The sequence below is a fragment of the Enterobacter cloacae complex sp. P27C genome, assembly GCF_014895705.1.
GTDB classification, from domain to species: domain Bacteria; phylum Pseudomonadota; class Gammaproteobacteria; order Enterobacterales; family Enterobacteriaceae; genus Enterobacter; species Enterobacter bugandensis.
Map to the genome: position 1 here is coordinate 74703 of NZ_JADBQB010000001.1, position 17249 is coordinate 91951.

11 protein-coding genes are annotated in these 17249 nt (G+C 57.3%); 8 read left to right on the forward strand and 3 right to left on the reverse strand.

All coding sequences use genetic code 11. The features are described 5' to 3' along the window. Nucleotides 1-28 precede the first annotated feature (28 nt). The 3 genes from cydC to trxB form a co-directional block, all read right to left on the reverse strand. Nucleotides 29-1750 (reverse strand): cysteine/glutathione ABC transporter ATP-binding protein/permease CydC, encoded by a 1722-nt coding sequence (gene cydC, locus IM291_RS00380; protein WP_192985894.1) that lies wholly within the window; start codon nucleotides 1748-1750, stop codon nucleotides 29-31. Continuing rightward, on the reverse strand, nucleotides 1750-3516 hold the full coding sequence (gene cydD / locus IM291_RS00385) for a cysteine/glutathione ABC transporter permease/ATP-binding protein CydD (RefSeq protein ID WP_049136502.1): 1767 nt from the start codon (nucleotides 3514-3516) through the stop codon (nucleotides 1750-1752). The genes cydC and cydD overlap by 1 nt, the downstream gene beginning before the upstream one ends. Nucleotides 3517-3630: 114 nt before the next feature. Beyond that, nucleotides 3631-4599 (reverse strand): thioredoxin-disulfide reductase, encoded by a 969-nt coding sequence (gene trxB, locus IM291_RS00390; protein ID WP_028012555.1) that lies wholly within the window; start codon nucleotides 4597-4599, stop codon nucleotides 3631-3633. Nucleotides 4600-5143: 544 nt separating this feature from the next. Here trxB and lrp point away from each other — a divergent pair. The 8 genes from lrp (at nucleotide 5144) to IM291_RS00430 (ending at nucleotide 17098) form a co-directional block, all read left to right on the forward strand. Continuing rightward, nucleotides 5144-5638 (forward strand): leucine-responsive transcriptional regulator Lrp, encoded by a 495-nt coding sequence (lrp, locus tag IM291_RS00395; protein ID WP_000228469.1) that lies wholly within the window; start codon nucleotides 5144-5146, stop codon nucleotides 5636-5638. A 135-nt stretch (nucleotides 5639-5773) separates the two neighbouring features. Continuing rightward, nucleotides 5774-9469, forward strand: coding sequence for a DNA translocase FtsK 4TM domain-containing protein (locus tag IM291_RS00400; protein WP_192985895.1), 3696 nt, complete (start codon nucleotides 5774-5776; stop codon nucleotides 9467-9469). Between the two features lie 127 nt (nucleotides 9470-9596). Then, nucleotides 9597-10211: an outer membrane lipoprotein chaperone LolA gene (gene lolA, locus IM291_RS00405; protein WP_028012557.1), complete on the forward strand. Its 615-nt coding sequence runs from the start codon at nucleotides 9597-9599 to the stop codon at nucleotides 10209-10211. 9 nt (nucleotides 10212-10220) lie between these two features. Next, on the forward strand, nucleotides 10221-11564 hold the full coding sequence (gene rarA, locus IM291_RS00410) for a replication-associated recombination protein RarA (RefSeq protein ID WP_192985896.1): 1344 nt from the start codon (nucleotides 10221-10223) through the stop codon (nucleotides 11562-11564). Nucleotides 11565-11656: 92 nt separating this feature from the next. Then, entirely contained in the window at nucleotides 11657-12949 is a 1293-nt protein-coding gene (serS, locus tag IM291_RS00415; protein WP_063154575.1) for a serine--tRNA ligase, read from the forward strand. A gap of 211 nt (nucleotides 12950-13160) precedes the next feature. After that, a complete protein-coding gene (gene dmsA, locus IM291_RS00420) occupies nucleotides 13161-15605 on the forward strand; it encodes a dimethylsulfoxide reductase subunit A (protein ID WP_047362717.1) in 2445 nt (814 codons plus the stop codon). A gap of 10 nt (nucleotides 15606-15615) precedes the next feature. Then, on the forward strand, nucleotides 15616-16233 hold the full coding sequence (locus IM291_RS00425) for a DMSO/selenate family reductase complex B subunit (protein ID WP_192985897.1): 618 nt from the start codon (nucleotides 15616-15618) through the stop codon (nucleotides 16231-16233). Nucleotide 16234: 1 nt separating this feature from the next. Next, nucleotides 16235-17098 (forward strand): dimethyl sulfoxide reductase anchor subunit family protein, encoded by an 864-nt coding sequence (locus IM291_RS00430; RefSeq protein ID WP_192985898.1) that lies wholly within the window; start codon nucleotides 16235-16237, stop codon nucleotides 17096-17098. Nucleotides 17099-17249: the final 151 nt, after the last annotated feature.

Consider the following 17249-nt stretch of genomic DNA (forward strand, 5'->3'; position numbering starts at 1 on the left):
ACGCGAGTGAGGACGCTACAAATATAGTCTACAGACGCTGTTTGAACTGGTAGTAGCGACCCTGTTTCGCCAACAGCTCTGCGTGACTACCTTGCTCAATAATTTGTCCGTTGTCCATCACAATTATCCGATCAAAACTTGCCAGCCCGCGCAGGCGGTGCGTCACCATCAGGACGGTTTTTCCTGCCATAACGTTTGCCAGTAAATCAAGGATTTGACTCTCGGTTGTCGCATCAAGCCCTTCTGTAGGTTCGTCGAGCAGCATCAGAGGTGCATCATGCAGCAGCGCGCGTGCAATGGCCAGACGGCGCAGCTCTCCGCCGGAAAGCTGACGACCGCCTTCTCCCAGCCAGCTGTTCAGTCCTTCGTCCTCAAGCAGCTTTTGCAATCCGACCTGCTCCAGTACGGAGCGAAGATCATCGTCTGAAGCCTCTGGCGCGGCCAGCAGCAGGTTATCGCGCAGGGTGGCGCTAAACAGATGCACGCGCTGTGGAACAACGCTCACGGTCTTGCGCAGGGCCTGCTCGCTGAAATCAGTCAGCAACGTGTTATTAAAACGAATCTGACCGTGCTGTGGATCCCAGGCGCGCGTCAGCAGCTGCAGCAGCGTCGACTTACCGCAGCCGGTACGGCCGAGGATCGCAATCCGCTGCCCTGCATTAACGGAAAGGTTGATACCCTCCAGCGCGTTCTGCGCCTGTTTGTCATAGGCGAAGGTCACGTTATCAAGCGTCAGCGCCACCTGCTCAGGCACGGTGGTTTGCCCGGCACTGAACGTGACTTCAGGCTCCTGTTCGGCAATCTGGGTGATGCGCAGGGCAGAGGCGATCACCTGTCCAAGATGCTGGAAAGCGCCCGTCACCGGGGCCAGAGCCTCAAATGCGGCCAGCGCGCAGAAAACAAAGAGTGCAATAAGAGGGCCTGGCTGGGTATTACCGCCAATCCCGCCGGATGCCAGCCACAGCATGGCGATCACCGCCACGCCGCCGATTAACACCATCAGCGCCTGCGAGAAGGCCGTCAGTTCCGACTGGCGGCGCTGGGCTTCATGCCAGTTCAGCTCCGTACTTTCCATTCGGGCACGGTAGCGCTTGCTGGCACCAAAAATGGTTAGCTCTGCCTGGCCCTGAAGCCAGGAGGTCAGCTGCTGGCGGTAATCCCCGCGCAGCCGCGTCAGGTTTTCCCCGGTGGATTTCCCGGCGCGATAAAACAGCGGCGGCAGAATGATAAGCGTCAGCAGCATGATCCCGCCCAGCGTCAGCGCAACGGGAACATCCAGAACGGACAGCCCCAGCGTAACTACCACAATCACCACAAGCGCGCCCACTATCGGGGAGATCACCCGCAGGTAAAGGTGGTCCAGCGTGTCGACATCCGCAACGACACGGTTCAGTAATTCGCCCTGGCGAAAACGCGCCAGCCCGGCAGGGGAGAGGGGAAGCAGTTTGCTGAAGGTGTAAATGCGCAGGTGCTGCAGGACGCGGAACGTCGCGTCGTGGCTGACCAGCCGCTCGAAATAGCGTCCGGCAGTACGGGTAATGGCGGTACCCCGCACGCCTGCCGCCGGCAGCATATAGTTGAAGCTGTATAATCCGGCGAACCCGGCTACGGCGGAGGCCGACAGGAACCAGCCGGAAAGCGTGAGCAGGCCGATGCTGGCGAGCAGCGTTACAATCGCCAGCACGATCCCCAGCGTCAGCATCCACTTGTGGCGTTTATAGAGCGCAAGATAAGGCAGCAGAGCACGCATCAGATGTCCTCCTGACGGTTCGCCAGCAGGGCGGCGAACGGCCCCTGCGCGGCAACAAGCGCGGCGTAATTGCCTTGCTCAACAATATGACCGTTTTCCATCACCCAGATCTCATCCCAGTCAGCAATGCCTTCCAGCTGATGGGTAACCATAAGGGTGGTTTGCTGCAGGGAAGCGGCGCTCAGGGCCGCCATGACGCGCTGCTCGCTGTGTGAATCCAGGCTGGCAGCAGGCTCATCCAGCAGCATCAGCTGGCACGGGTTCAGCAGCGCACGGGCGACGGCCACGCGCTGTGCCTGGCCGACAGACAGCCCGGCAGACTGATCGCCTACCACGGTATCGACACCCTGCGGGAGCAGCGGCAGAAATTCACTGACCCACGCGCGGTCGAGAACGGACTGCAGTTCATCTTCACGAGCATCCGGGCGTGCCAGGAGCACGTTTTCGCGCAGCGTGGAAGCAGGTAGCTGAGGGTTTTGTCCGACCCAACTGAGCTGCTTACGCCACGCGTCGGGATCGAGATTACGCAGTTCAGTTTTGTTTATCCGCAGAGAACCGGTGTAGGCCATAAAACCGGATAACGCATTCAGCAGAGAACTCTTCCCTGAACCGCTGGTGCCGACCAGCACCACGCGTTTTCCGGCGGGCAGGCTAAAGTTCAGCGGGCCAGCCAGCACTTTTCCTTCCGGTGAGAGAATGCAGAAATCGCTCGCTTCGACGGTTACCGGCTCTTTAGCGTTCAGCGCCACGTCACCGCGCTCCGGGTGCGCCAGCGGCGTCTCCAGGAAGGTTTTCAGGCTGTCGGCCGCGCCAACGGCCTGCGCTTTGGCATGATAGAAGGTCCCCAGGTCGCGAAGCGGCTGGAAAAACTCCGGAGCCAGGATGAGCGCGAGGAAACCGGCAGAGAGGGTCACCGCCGTGCCGTAGTGGCCGAAATCCAGCGCGCCGAGATAGGAGAAACCGAAATAAACCGCCACGAGGGCAATCGACAGCGAGGTAAAGAATTCCAGCACGCCGGACGAGAGGAACGCCAGGCGTAACACTTCCATCGTGCGCTGGCGGAAGTCCTGTGATGCCAGGCGAATGTTCTCGGTTTCCGCTTCACCGCGACCAAAAATACGCAGGGTTTCCATCCCGCGCAGACGATCGAGGAAATGTCCGCTCAGCCGGCCCAGCGCCAGGAAGTTGCGGCGGTTGGCATCAGCCGCACCCATGCCGACCATCGCCATAAACAGCGGGATCAGCGGGGCGGTCCCCAGCAGGATCAGCGCCGCCACCCAGTTAACCGGGAAGATGGCAATAACAATCAACAGCGGCACAAAAACCGCCAGCGCCATCTGCGGAAGATAGCGCGCGTAGTAATCGTGCATATCGTCGATCTGCTCAAGGATCAGCGTCGCCCAGCTTCCGGCCGGTTTACCCTGGATCCACGCGGGCCCGGCTTCCTGCAGGCGGTCGAGCACCTGACGACGGATCTCGTAGCGGATATGCTGTCCGGCGTGGAAGCCGACACGTTCACGCAGCCACACCACCCAGGCGCGCAGGACAAAAACCAGGATCAGAACAATAAAGGGCAGCAGGAGCGCTTCGCGGGGAATGTTCTCCATGATCATGTGATTAAGAATGCGGGCCAGCAGCCATGCCTGGGCAACAATCAACAGACCGCTAACGAACCCCAGAAGACGGGAGATCGTAAGCCAGCGGCGGGAAATAACGCTTTGCTGTTTCAGCCAGCGTGTTAACTCTTGTTGACGGGTTTTTTCCATTGCGTATTTTGCAGGTGACGTTATAAGAAATTAGACATCTGCATGTTACACGCGAGCAAAAATAAAGGCGACCTGTGGCCGCCTTTATTTACGTTTGTTACTGACTTGTAAAGATTATTTACCTTGTTCAGCCAGTCCGTCGAGGTAGCGTTCAGCGTCCAGCGCGGCCATACAGCCGGTGCCCGCAGAGGTGATCGCCTGACGATAAATATGGTCCATCACGTCACCGGCAGCGAACACGCCCGGGATGCTGGTCTGGGTCGCGTTACCGTGAATGCCGGACTGCACTTTGATATAGCCGTTTTCCAGCTCCAGCTGGCCTTCGAAGATCGCGGTGTTCGGGCTGTGGCCGATTGCCACAAACAGGCCCGCCACTTCCAGCGTTTCGACGTTATCGGTGTTCTGGGTATCACGAATGCGCAGACCCGCAACGCCCATCTGATCGCCCGTGACTTCTTCCAGGGTACGGTTGGTGTGCAGCACGATGTTGCCGCTCGCCACTTTATCCATCAGGCGCTTAATAAGGATCTTCTCGGCGCGGAAGGTGTCACGACGGTGGATCAGATGCACTTCAGAGGCAATGTTCGCCAGGTACAGCGCTTCTTCCACCGCGGTATTACCGCCGCCGATAACCGCGACTTTCTGGTTACGGTAGAAGAAACCGTCGCAGGTCGCACAGGCAGAGACGCCGCGGCCTTTGAACGCTTCTTCAGACGGCAGGCCGAGATAACGGGCAGAGGCGCCGGTGGCAATGATTAGCGCATCGCAGGTGTATTCACCGCTGTCACCCGTCAGGCGGAACGGACGGTTCTGCAAATCCACTTTATTAATGTGGTCGAAAAGGATTTCGGTTTCGAATTTGGCGGCATGCTCGTGCATGCGTTCCATCAGCAGCGGCCCGGTCAGATCGTTCGGGTCGCCCGGCCAGTTTTCCACTTCCGTGGTGGTGGTCAACTGACCGCCTTTTTCCATGCCGGTGATCAGAACCGGCTGCAGGTTTGCGCGTGCAGCATAGACCGCCGCGGTATATCCCGCAGGTCCAGAACCAAGGATTAACAACTTACTGTGTTTGGTCGTGCCCATGAGATCCCCATTGTTGTTGGCAGGCAATGGGCTGGATTGTAGGGAATTTGTTGCCGTAAAAAAAGAGCACTGGGATTTTGCTTTCGATATATGTAATAGCTGCGCCCGATGAATCCAGTGCCGTTACGTCACGTTTTCTACTGAAAACCGCTCGTTTATAAAGCAGTAAAATGAGGATTAATACCCCCCCGTAATGAATATCCGGCATCTTGTACTAAAAAACGATGTTTTGCTTTGACAATCCCCTGCGCATTTGCGAAAACATTCAAGGAAGAAAAAAAACCGCGTTAACCGTATGCCGCATAGGCATGCACGTAAATGCCATTTTTACCGTGTCAGTGAAATCTACGCATGGCGTGGACAGACGCCATACGTGATGTCGGTGACAGCCTTCGGGCAGCGGTCTTCTTACCAACAGAACCCGAATCCGCATCGCGTCTAATACATAACCAGGCGATGTGATGACTAACGGGTACAGGCTCTGAACAGTGATGTGCACAGGGTCCAGGCAGGAGTAGGGAAGGAATACAGAGAGACAATAATAATGGTAGATAGCAAGAAGCGCCCTGGCAAAGATCTCGACCGTATCGATCGTAACATTCTTAATGAATTGCAAAAGGATGGGCGTATTTCCAACGTCGAGCTTTCAAAACGTGTGGGACTTTCCCCGACGCCGTGCCTTGAGCGTGTGCGCCGACTGGAAAGACAGGGTTTTATTCAGGGCTATACGGCTCTGCTGAACCCGCATTATCTGGATGCCTCACTTCTGGTATTTGTTGAGATTACTCTGAATCGTGGTGCGCCGGATGTGTTTGAGCAATTTAACGCCGCTGTACAAAAACTTGAAGAAATTCAAGAGTGTCATCTGGTGTCCGGTGATTTCGACTACCTGTTGAAAACGCGTGTGCCTGATATGTCCGCCTACCGTAAGCTGCTGGGGGAAACCCTGCTGCGTCTGCCAGGCGTGAACGACACCCGTACCTATGTGGTGATGGAAGAGGTCAAACAGAGCAATCGTCTGGTTATTAAGACGCGCTAACACGGAACAGGTGCAAAATCAGCGTAGTTTGATTACACTCCTGTTAATCCATACAGCAACAGTGCCGGGGAGCCCCGGCGCTGTTGTCCGTTTTAGCAAACAGGCAGGATATGCCTGATACCTGGAGAGCCTTTCTTGAGCCAGGAATACACTGAAGACAAAGAAGTCACACTATCGAAGCTAAGCAGCGGACGTCGTCTCCTCGAGGCTTTGCTGATCGTTATTGCCCTTTTTGCCGTCTGGCTGATGGCAGCCTTACTCAGTTTCAACCCCTCCGATCCCAGCTGGTCGCAAACCGCGTGGCATGAGCCTATCCATAATTTAGGTGGCGTACCCGGAGCCTGGCTTGCGGACACGCTCTTTTTCATTTTCGGTGTGATGGCCTACACCATTCCCGTCATAATCATTGGCGGATGCTGGTTTGCATGGCGTCATCGTCAGAACGATGATTACATCGACTATTTTGCGGTTTCCCTGCGCCTGATTGGCGCCCTGGCGCTGATCCTCACCTCCTGCGGGCTGGCGGCGATTAATGCCGATGATATCTGGTACTTCGCCTCCGGTGGGGTGATTGGCAGCCTGCTGAGCTCTGCGCTACAGCCGATGCTTCACAGCAGCGGCGGCACGCTGGCGCTGCTCTGCATCTGGGCGGCCGGGCTGACGCTGTTTACCGGCTGGTCATGGGTGAGCATTGCCGAGAAGATCGGCAGCTTTATTCTGACGATCCTGACCTTTGCGAGCAACCGTACCCGCCGCGACGACACGTGGGTCGATGAAGAAGAATATGAAGATGAGTACGAAGAGGAAGACGATGCGCCGGTGCAACGTCGTGAATCTCGTCGTGCCCGTATTCTGCGCGGTGCCCTGGCGCGTCGCCAGCGCGTTGCTGAAAAATTTGCCAACCCGCTTGGACGTAAAACCGATGCGGCGCTCTTCTCCGGTAAGCGTATGGATGAAGACGAGCAGGTGGAGTACCGCGCAGCGGGTAGTACAGTCGATCCTGATGATGTACTTTTCTCCGGCAACCGTGCGATGCCGGGGGATTTCGATGAATACGATCCGCTGCTTAACGGCCATACCGTTACCGCGCCGGTTGACGCGGCCGCAGCCGCAACGACAGCATCACAGGCGTATGCCGCGCCTGTCGAAGCCGTGATGCCATCCGCGCCGGTTCCGCCTCCGGAATCCGCTATTCAGCAGCCTCAGGTTGCCTGGCAGACCGCGCCGGGTGTCCACACGCCGGAGCCTGTTATCGCGCCGGAACCAGAGAGCTATATCCCCGTGCAGCAGGAGCAGTGGCAGCAGCCTTATCAGCCGCCGCAACCTGAGTATGAACAGCCGCACTATGAGCAGCCTGTGGCCCAGCCTTATCAGGAGTACGTGCCTGAACCGGTTGAACCTGTGCAGCCTTATGTCGAGCCTCAGCCTGAACCTGAGGTGGTGGAAGAGGTGAAACCGTCTCGTCCGCCAATGTACTATTTTGAAGAAGTTGAAGAACGCCGTGCTCGTGAGCGCGAACAGCTGGCGGCATGGTATCAGCCTGTGCCTGAACCGGTGCAGGAACCTGCGCCAAAAGCCCCGTCGGTTTCGGTTCCACCGGTCGACCCGACGCCTGCTGTTGCCCCCGTAGCGGAAAGCGTGAAGCAGGCTACCGCAGCCGCAGCGGCGGCGGCACCTGTCTTTAGCCTGGCAACGGGCGGTGCGCCGCGTCCGCAGGTGAAAGAGGGAATTGGTCCGCAACTGCCTCGCCCTAACCGCGTCCGCGTTCCAACTCGTCGTGAGCTTGCCTCCTATGGGATCAAGCTGCCTTCCCAGCGGATGGCCGAAGAGAAAGCGCGTGGAACGGACTACGAAGATGATGCTGATGAAATGCAGCAGGACGAGCTGGCGCGCCAGTTCGCCGCGCAGCAGAATCAGCGCTACGGTGAAGACTATCAGCATGATGAACCGATGCTGGAAGACGAAGATGACGCGGCTGAAGCCGAATTAGCGCGTCAGTTTGCGGCAACCCAGCAGCAGCGTTACTCAGGTGAACAGCCAACTGGTGCGAACCCGTTCTCATTATCGGATTTCGAGTTTTCGCCGATGAAAGATCTGGTGGATGATGGCCCGAGCGAGCCACTGTTCACCCCGAGCGTGATGCCTGAAGCAGAGCCTGTGCGCCAGCCGCCAGCGCCGCAGGCACAGACTTACGCGCAGCCGCAGCAACCTGTTCAGCAGCCGTATGCGCAACCGCAGCAGCCACAACAGCAGCCGCCGCAGTACCAGCAGCCAGCACCGCAGCCGCAGGAGAGCCTGATTCACCCGCTGCTGATGCGTAACGGTGATAGCCGTCCGCTGCAGCGTCCGAGCACGCCGCTGCCGTCGCTGGATCTGCTGACGCCGCCACCGGCTGAAGTCGAACCGGTTGATACGTTTGCCCTGGAGCAGATGGCCCGTCTGGTGGAAGCCCGTCTGGCAGACTTCCGCATCAAGGCGGACGTGGTGAACTACTCGCCCGGTCCGGTGATCACCCGCTTCGAACTGAACCTGGCGCCGGGCGTCAAAGCCGCGCGTATTTCTAACCTCTCCCGCGACCTGGCGCGTTCTCTGTCGACCGTGGCGGTACGTGTGGTGGAAGTGATTCCGGGTAAACCGTACGTTGGCCTTGAGCTGCCGAACAAGAAACGTCAGACCGTTTACCTGCGTGAAGTGCTGGATAACACCAAGTTCCGCGATAACCCTTCTCCGCTGACCGTGGTGTTGGGTAAAGATATCGCCGGCGACCCGGTAGTGGCAGACCTCGCGAAAATGCCTCATCTGCTGGTAGCGGGTACCACCGGTTCCGGTAAATCGGTCGGCGTGAACGCCATGATCCTTAGCATGCTCTACAAAGCGCAGCCTGAAGACGTGCGTTTCATCATGATCGACCCGAAAATGCTCGAACTGTCGGTCTACGAAGGCATTCCGCACCTGCTGACGGAAGTGGTCACCGACATGAAGGACGCCGCCAACGCCCTGCGCTGGAGCGTCAATGAAATGGAGCGTCGCTACAAGCTGATGTCTGCGCTGGGCGTGCGTAACCTGGCCGGTTATAACGAGAAGATCGCCGAGGCGGCGCGCATGGGTCGTCCGATTCCGGACCCATACTGGAAGCCGGGTGACAGCATGGATGCCCAGCATCCTGTGCTGGAGAAACTGCCTTATATCGTCGTGCTGGTGGATGAATTCGCCGACCTGATGATGACCGTCGGGAAGAAAGTGGAAGAGCTGATCGCGCGTCTGGCACAGAAAGCGCGTGCGGCAGGTATTCACCTGGTGCTGGCGACCCAGCGTCCGTCCGTGGACGTTATCACCGGTCTGATTAAGGCGAATATTCCGACCCGTATTGCGTTTACCGTTTCGAGCAAAATCGACTCCCGTACCATTCTTGACCAGGGCGGCGCTGAGTCGCTGCTGGGAATGGGTGACATGCTGTACTCCGGCCCGAACTCCACCTCTCCAGTGCGCGTACACGGCGCGTTTGTTCGCGACCAGGAAGTACACGCCGTGGTGCAGGACTGGAAGGCGCGCGGACGTCCGCAGTACGTTGACGGCATTACCTCCGACAGCGAAAGCGAAGGCGGCGGTGGTGGCTTTGACGGCGGCGAAGAGCTGGATCCGTTATTCGACCAGGCGGTTAATTTCGTTACTGAAAAACGCAAAGCGTCCATCTCTGGCGTGCAGCGTCAGTTCCGCATCGGCTATAACCGCGCGGCGCGCATCATCGAGCAGATGGAAGCGCAGGGCATTGTGAGCGAGCAGGGGCACAACGGTAACCGTGAGGTGCTGGCTCCGCCGCCGTTTGATTAACCTTCAGCGATTGCAAAGAAGGGTAAATCAGCAAAAATTAAGCATATTCTTCTGTCGCCTGCCTTCGGGCAGGTCCAGAATAGAAACGGAAACCCCATTTCGGGAAGACGTATTTTAAGGAATAACAATGAAAAAAATCGCCATCGCCTGTGCATTACTCACCAGTTTTGTAGCCAGCAGCGTCTGGGCTGATGCAGCCAGCGACCTTAAAAGCCGACTGGATAAAGTAAGCAGCTTCCACGCCAGCTTCACGCAAAAAGTGACGGACGGCAGCGGCAACGCGGTGCAGGAAGGACAGGGTGATTTGTGGGTGAAACGCCCCAATCTGTTTAACTGGCACATGACCCAGCCGGATGAGAGCATCCTGGTTTCTGACGGTAAAACCCTGTGGTTCTTCAACCCGTTTGTTGAGCAGGCCACTGCGACCTGGCTGAAAGACGCGACCAGCAATACGCCGTTTATGCTGATCGCCCGCAACCAGACCAGCGACTGGCAGCAGTACAACATTAAACAGAACGGTGATGAATTTGTCCTGACGCCGAAAGGCAGCAACGGCAATCTGAAGCAGTTCACCATCAACGTCAGCACCAACGGTACCATTAATCAGTTCGGCGCGGTTGAGCAGGACGATCAGCGCAGCAGCTACCAGCTTAAGTCTCAGCAAAACGGCGCCGTTGACGCATCGAAATTCACCTTTACCCCGCCGCAGGGCGTAACGGTGGACGACCAACGCAATAAGTAAGAGGCGTGAGTGAGCAACCTGTCGCTCGATTTTTCAGATAATGCGTTTCAACCTCTGGCCGCCCGTATGCGGCCAGAAAATTTAGCGCAGTACATCGGTCAGCAGCATCTGCTGGCTGCGGGGAAACCCTTGCCGCGCGCTATTGAGGCGGGGCATCTGCACTCCATGATCCTCTGGGGGCCGCCCGGCACCGGAAAAACCACGCTCGCTGAAGTGATTGCCCGCTATGCCAACGTGGACGTTGAGCGTATCTCAGCGGTAACATCTGGCGTGAAGGAGATCCGCGAGGCGATCGAGCGCGCGCGTCAGAACCGCAATGCCGGACGCCGCACCATTCTCTTTGTCGATGAAGTCCACCGCTTCAACAAGAGCCAGCAGGATGCTTTCCTGCCGCACATTGAGGACGGGACGATCTTCTTCATCGGCGCGACTACCGAAAACCCGTCGTTTGAACTCAACTCGGCGCTGCTGTCCCGCGCCCGCGTCTACCTGCTTAAATCCCTGACCACGGAAGATATCGAAAAGGTTCTGACCCAGGCAATGGACGACAAAGCGCGGGGTTACGGCGGGCAGGATATCGTTCTGCCTGACGACACGCGACGTGCGATTGCGGAGCTGGTCAACGGCGATGCGCGCCGCGCGCTGAACACGCTCGAAATGATGGCCGATATGGCAGAAGTGGACGATGCGGGCAAGCGCGTATTGAAGCCTGAACTGCTCACGGAAATTGCCGGCGAGCGCAGCGCGCGTTTCGATAATAAAGGCGACCGTTTCTACGACCTGATCTCGGCGCTGCATAAGTCGGTGCGCGGCAGCGCGCCGGATGCTGCGCTCTACTGGTACGCACGTATCATTACCGCAGGTGGCGATCCGCTATACGTTGCGCGCCGCTGTCTGGCGATTGCGTCAGAAGATGTTGGCAATGCTGACCCACGCGCCATGCAGGTTGCGCTTTCAGCCTGGGACTGCTTCACCCGCGTAGGCCCGGCGGAAGGCGAACGCGCCATTGCGCAGGCGATTGTCTATCTGGCCTGCGCGCCGAAAAGCAATGCGGTCTATACCGCGTTCAAAGCGGCGATGTCGGATGCGCGCGAGCGCCCGGACTATGATGTGCCGGTTCATCTGCGCAATGCGCCAACCAAACTGATGAAAGAGATGGGTTACGGGCAGGAGTATCGCTACGCCCATGATGAGCCTAACGCCTACGCCGCCGGGGAGGAATATTTCCCGCAGGAGATGGCACAAACGCGCTATTATCATCCCACAAACAGAGGTCTTGAAGGCAAGATTGGTGAAAAGCTCACCTGGCTCGCCGGACAGGATCAAAATAGCCCTATAAAACGCTACCGTTAGTTCAATCGTTGCGGTAATGTTGGCAATTGTATCCTTGTGACCGCAGGCTGTGGTCACATTTCCTATTTTAATTCGATAAGCACAGGATAAGCATGCTCGATCCCAATCTGCTGCGTAATGAGCCAGACGCAGTCGCTGAAAAACTGGCACGCCGGGGCTTTAAGCTGGATGTAGATAAGCTGCGCGCTCTTGAAGAGCGTCGTAAAGTACTGCAGGTACAAACTGAAAATCTGCAGGCAGAGCGTAACTCTCGATCGAAATCCATTGGCCAGGCGAAAGCGCGCGGGGAAGATATTGAGCCATTACGCCTGGAAGTGAACAAGCTGGGTGAAGAGCTGGATCAGGCGAAAGCGGAGCTGGACGTTCTTCAGGCCGAAATTCGTGACATCGCTCTGGCTATCCCGAACATTCCTGACGAGAGCGTGCCTGTCGGCAAAGACGAGAACGACAACGTTGAAGTGAAGCGCTGGGGTACGCCTCGCGAGTTTGACTTCGAAGTGCGCGATCACGTGACGCTGGGCGAAATGCACGCGGGCCTGGACTTTGCCGCTGCGGTTAAGCTGACCGGCTCTCGCTTCGTAGTAATGAAAGGTCAGATTGCCCATCTGCACCGCGCCCTGGCGCAATTCATGCTGGATCTGCACACCGAGCAGCACGGCTACAGCGAAACCTATGTTCCGTATCTGGTTAACCACGATACGCTGTACGGTACGGGCCAGCTGCCGAAATTTGCCGGCGATCTGTTCCATACCCGTCCGCTGGATGAAGAAGCAGACAGCAGCAACTATGCGCTGATCCCAACCGCGGAAGTGCCGCTGACCAACCTCGTGCGTGATGAGATCATTGACGAAGACGATCTGCCAATCAAGCTGACGGCACACTCTCCGTGCTTCCGTTCAGAAGCCGGTTCTTACGGTCGCGACACCCGTGGTCTGATCCGTATGCACCAGTTCGACAAAGTCGAGATGGTGCAGATTGTCCGTCCGGAAGAATCTATGGACGCGCTGGAAGAGATGACTGGCCATGCGGAAAAAGTGCTGGAGCTGCTGGGCCTGCCGTATCGCCGCATGGCGCTGTGCACCGGTGACATGGGCTTTGGTGCCTGCAAAACCTTCGACCTGGAAGTCTGGGTGCCTGCACAGAACACCTACCGTGAAATCTCCTCCTGCTCTAACGTCTGGGATTTCCAGGCGCGCCGCATGCAGGCACGCTGCCGCAGCAAATCTGACAAGAAAACCCGTCTGGTGCATACCCTGAACGGTTCTGGTCTGGCTGTTGGCCGTACGCTGGTTGCCGTGCTGGAAAACTACCAGCAGGCAGATGGCCGCATCGAGATCCCTGAAGTGCTGCGTCCATACATGAAAGGACAGCAGTACATCGGCTAATTCTTTGCCTCACAACAAAAAAGCGCCTTCGGGCGCTTTTTTTATGCCTATGAATTGACACGACGCAATACCCCCTCCCTCTAAAGTAGTAATACTCCTCCGAATGAAAGTCAGCATAAGACGCTGATAACGAAGTAATTCGTTATTTACAAAACTATATAGCGGTTCGTGCCGCCTCTTTTTTCTTTGTGAGCAACCAAAGTGAGTCTCTATGAAAATCAAAGCGCCTGAAGCGTTAATGGCTGCCGAGGTCACTCGCCGTGGGTTGATGAAAACCACGGCAATAGGCGGCCTGGCTGTAGCCAGCAGCGCCTTCACGCTCCCTTTTACCCGGCTGGCGTCGGCGGCGGACGCACTATCCGCAGCCGCAGCTCCGGAAAAAGTGGTGTGGAGTGCGTGTACCGTAAACTGCGGTAGCCGTTGTCCGCTGCGTATGCATGTGGTGGATGGCGAAATTAAGTATGTCGAAACCGACAACACCGGGGACGATAACTACGAAGGGTTACACCAGGTTCGCGCCTGCCTGCGCGGTCGGTCCATGCGTCGCCGCGTCTACAACCCGGATCGTCTGAAATACCCAATGAAGCGTGTCGGTAAGCGTGGGGAAGGGAAGTTTGAGCGCATTAGCTGGGACGAAGCCTACGACATTATCGCCACCAACATGCAGCGCCTGATCAAAGAGTACGGCAACGAGTCCATCTACCTGAACTATGGCACCGGGACGCTGGGTGGCACGATGACCCGCTCCTGGCCACCGGGTAAAACGCTGGTCGCGCGTCTGATGAACTGCTGCGGCGGTTATCTCAACCACTACGGCGACTACTCTTCCGCACAGATTGCCGCAGGTCTGAACTACACCTACGGCGGCTGGGCCGACGGCAACAGCCCGTCCGATATCGAAAACAGTAAGCTGGTCGTCCTGTTCGGTAACAACCCGGGCGAAACCCGCATGAGCGGCGGCGGGGTGACGTACTACCTCGAACAGGCCCGCGCCAAATCTAATGCCCGCATGATCATTATCGATCCGCGCTATACCGACACCGGTGCCGGGCGCGAAGATGAGTGGATCCCCATTCGTCCCGGTACCGATGCGGCACTGGTTTCCGCGCTGGCGTGGGTGATGATTACTGAAAACCTCGTCGATCAGCCGTTCCTTGATAAATACTGCGTCGGTTATGACGAGAAAACGCTGCCAGCCAGTGCCCCTGCCAATGGTCACTACAAGGCATATATTCTCGGCCAGGGCAGCGACGGCGTAGCGAAAACGCCGGAGTGGGCCTCCACCATCACCGGTATTCCGGTCGAGCGCATTGTTCAGCTGGCGCGTGAGATTGGTTCAGCTAAACCGGCCTACATCAGCCAAGGCTGGGGACCGCAGCGTCATGCGAACGGTGAAATCGCCACCCGCGCTATCTCCATGCTTTCAATTCTGACCGGCAACGTCGGCGTTCATGGCGGTAACACCGGCGCGCGCGAAGGTTCCTATGAAGTGCCGTTTGAGCGGATGCCGACGCTGGATAACCCGGTTCAGACCAGCATCTCCATGTTTATGTGGACTGACGCGATCGAGCGCGGCCCGGAAATGACCGCGCTGCGCGACGGCGTTCGGGGCAAAGACAAGCTGGATGTGCCGATCAAGATGATCTGGAACTACGCCGGCAACTGCCTTATCAACCAGCACTCGGAAATCAACCGCACCCATGAAATTCTGCAGGACGACAAGAAGTGCGAGATGATTGTGGTGATCGACTGCCACATGACCTCCTCGGCAAAATATGCCGATATTCTGCTGCCGGACTGCACCGCGTCTGAGCAGATGGATTTCGCGCTGGACGCTTCCTGCGGCAACATGTCCTACGTGATCTTTACCGACCAGGCCATCAAGCCGCGCTTCGAGTGCAAAACCATCTATGAGATGACCTCCGAACTGGCGAAGCGATTGGGCGTCGAACAGCAGTTTACCGAAGGGCGTACTCAGGAAGGGTGGATGCGCCATCTGCACGAGCTCTCTCGTAAAGCCATTCCAGACCTGCCGGACTTCGACACCTTCCGCAAGCAGGGCATGTACAAGCAGCGTGACCCGGAAGGGCATCACGTGGCGTATAAAGCGTTCCGTGAAGATCCGCAGGCGAATCCGCTGACCACGCCGTCGGGCAAAATCGAAATCTACTCCGAAGCGCTGGCAAAAATCGCGTCTACCTGGGAGCTGCCGGAGGGAGATGTTATCGATCCGCTGCCGATCTACACGCCGGGGTTCGAAAACTATAACGATCCGCTGACGGCGAAATTCCCGCTGCAGCTGACCGGTTTCCACTACAAGGCGCGCGTGCACTCCACCTACGGCAACGTTGACGTACTGAAGGCCGCCTGCCGCCAGGAGATGTGGATCAACCCGATGGATGCCAAAGCACGTGGTATCCGTAACGGGGATCGCGTGCGTATCTTTAACGGTCGCGGCGAGGTACACATTGAAGCCAAAGTGACACCGCGCATGATGCCTGGCGTAGTGGCACTGGGGGAAGGGGCCTGGTACAGCCCGGATGCCAACCGCATCGACCAGGCAGGCAGTATTAACGTCCTGACCACGCAGCGTCCGTCGCCGCTGGCGAAAGGCAACCCGTCTCACACAAACCTTGTCCAGGTTGAAAAGGTTTAAGGAGTAACCGATGACAACCCAGTATGGATTTTTCATTGATTCCAGCCGTTGCACCGGGTGCAAAACCTGCGAGCTGGCCTGTAAAGATTATAAAGATCTCACCCCGGACGTGAGCTTCCGCCGCATTTACGAATACGCCGGGGGCGACTGGCAGGAAGATAACGGCGTCTGGCATCAGAACGTCTTTGCTTATTACCTGTCGATTGCCTGTAACCACTGTGAAGATCCGGCCTGCACAAAAGTGTGCCCGAGCGGGGCGATGCACAAACGGGAGGACGGTTTTGTGGTGGTGGATGAAGATGTCTGCATCGGCTGTCGCTACTGCCATATGGCGTGCCCGTACGGCGCGCCGCAGTACAACGCCGCCAAAGGACATATGACCAAGTGCGACGGCTGCCACAGCCGCGTAGCGGACGGCAAAAAGCCAATCTGCGTCGAGTCCTGCCCGCTGCGCGCGCTGGATTTTGGTCCTATAGATGAGCTGCGTCAGAAACACGGTCAGCTTGCCGCAGTGGCACCGCTGCCGTCCGCGCACTTCACCAAGCCGAGTATTGTCATTAAACCTAACGCCAACAGCCGTCCGACGGGTGACACCACCGGCTACCTGGCAAATCCGAAGGAGGTGTGAGATGGGAAGTGGATGGCATGAATGGCCGCTGATGATCTTCACGGTCTTTGGGCAGTGCGTAGTGGGCGGCTTTATTGTTCTGGCGCTGGCGCTGTTAAAAGGGAACCTCAATGCCGAACAGCAGCAGCGTTTAGTGTTGAGCATGTTTGGCCTGTGGGTGCTGATGGGGATTGGATTTATCGCCTCTACGCTGCACCTGGGCTCACCGATGCGCGCGTTTAACTCCCTGAACCGCGTGGGGGCGTCGTCGCTCAGTAACGAAATTGCCAGCGGGGCAATCTTCTTTGCCGTCGGCGGGCTGGGGTGGCTGCTGGCTGCGTTGAAGAAATTGCCTGCGGGCCTGCGCAGCCTGTGGCTGATCGTCACCATGGTACTGGGCGTGGTGTTCGTGTGGATGATGGTGCGCGTCTATAACACCATCGATACCGTTCCAACCTGGTACAGCGTCTGGACGCCGATGAGCTTCTTCCTGACGATGTTTATCGGCGGGCCGCTGCTGGGCTACCTGCTGCTGCGCGTGGCGGGGGTAAACGGTTGGACAATGCGTCTGCTGCCAGCCGTTTCGCTGCTGGCGCTGGTGGTGAGCGCGATGGTCGCCCTGATGCAGGGGGCCGAGCTGGCAACCATTCACAGCTCTATCCAGCAGGCTTCTGCACTGGTGCCGGACTACGGTTCGCTGATGGCCTGGCGCGTGGTGTTGCTGGCAGCTGCGCTGGTGTGCTGGATCGCCCCTCAGCTTAAAGGTTATCAGCCTGCACTGCCGCTCCTGTCACTGGCTTTTGTGCTGGTGCTGGCAGGGGAGTTAATTGGTCGCGGTGTGTTTTACGGCCTGCATATGACGGTCGGTATGGCTATCGCCAGCTAATTTCATTTTTCGTTATAAAAAGCCGGGACATAGCGCCCGGCTTTTCTTTTTTTCATTCATGAAATTTTTCGACTGTCGTTTTGTTTTAATTTAGGTCATTAATAAATAAAAACAGATACATAATTAATATCTATAGCAGGCGCTGCATTAG

Excerpts from the sequence above, each read along its gene's own strand:
- cydC (WP_192985894.1), bottom strand. The coding sequence starts at position 1,750 with ATGCGTGCTCTGCTGCCTTATCTTGCGCTCTATAAACGCCACAAGTGG.
- cydD (WP_049136502.1), bottom strand. The coding sequence starts at position 3,516 with ATGGAAAAAACCCGTCAACAAGAGTTAACACGCTGGCTGAAACAGCAA.
- trxB (WP_028012555.1), bottom strand. The coding sequence starts at position 4,599 with ATGGGCACGACCAAACACAGTAAGTTGTTAATCCTTGGTTCTGGACCT.
- lrp (WP_000228469.1), top strand. The coding sequence starts at position 5,144 with ATGGTAGATAGCAAGAAGCGCCCTGGCAAAGATCTCGACCGTATCGAT.
- lolA (WP_028012557.1), top strand. The coding sequence starts at position 9,597 with ATGAAAAAAATCGCCATCGCCTGTGCATTACTCACCAGTTTTGTAGCC.
- serS (WP_063154575.1), top strand. The coding sequence starts at position 11,657 with ATGCTCGATCCCAATCTGCTGCGTAATGAGCCAGACGCAGTCGCTGAA.
- dmsA (WP_047362717.1), top strand. The coding sequence starts at position 13,161 with ATGAAAATCAAAGCGCCTGAAGCGTTAATGGCTGCCGAGGTCACTCGC.
- IM291_RS00425 (WP_192985897.1), top strand. The coding sequence starts at position 15,616 with ATGACAACCCAGTATGGATTTTTCATTGATTCCAGCCGTTGCACCGGG.
- IM291_RS00430 (WP_192985898.1), top strand. The coding sequence starts at position 16,235 with ATGGGAAGTGGATGGCATGAATGGCCGCTGATGATCTTCACGGTCTTT.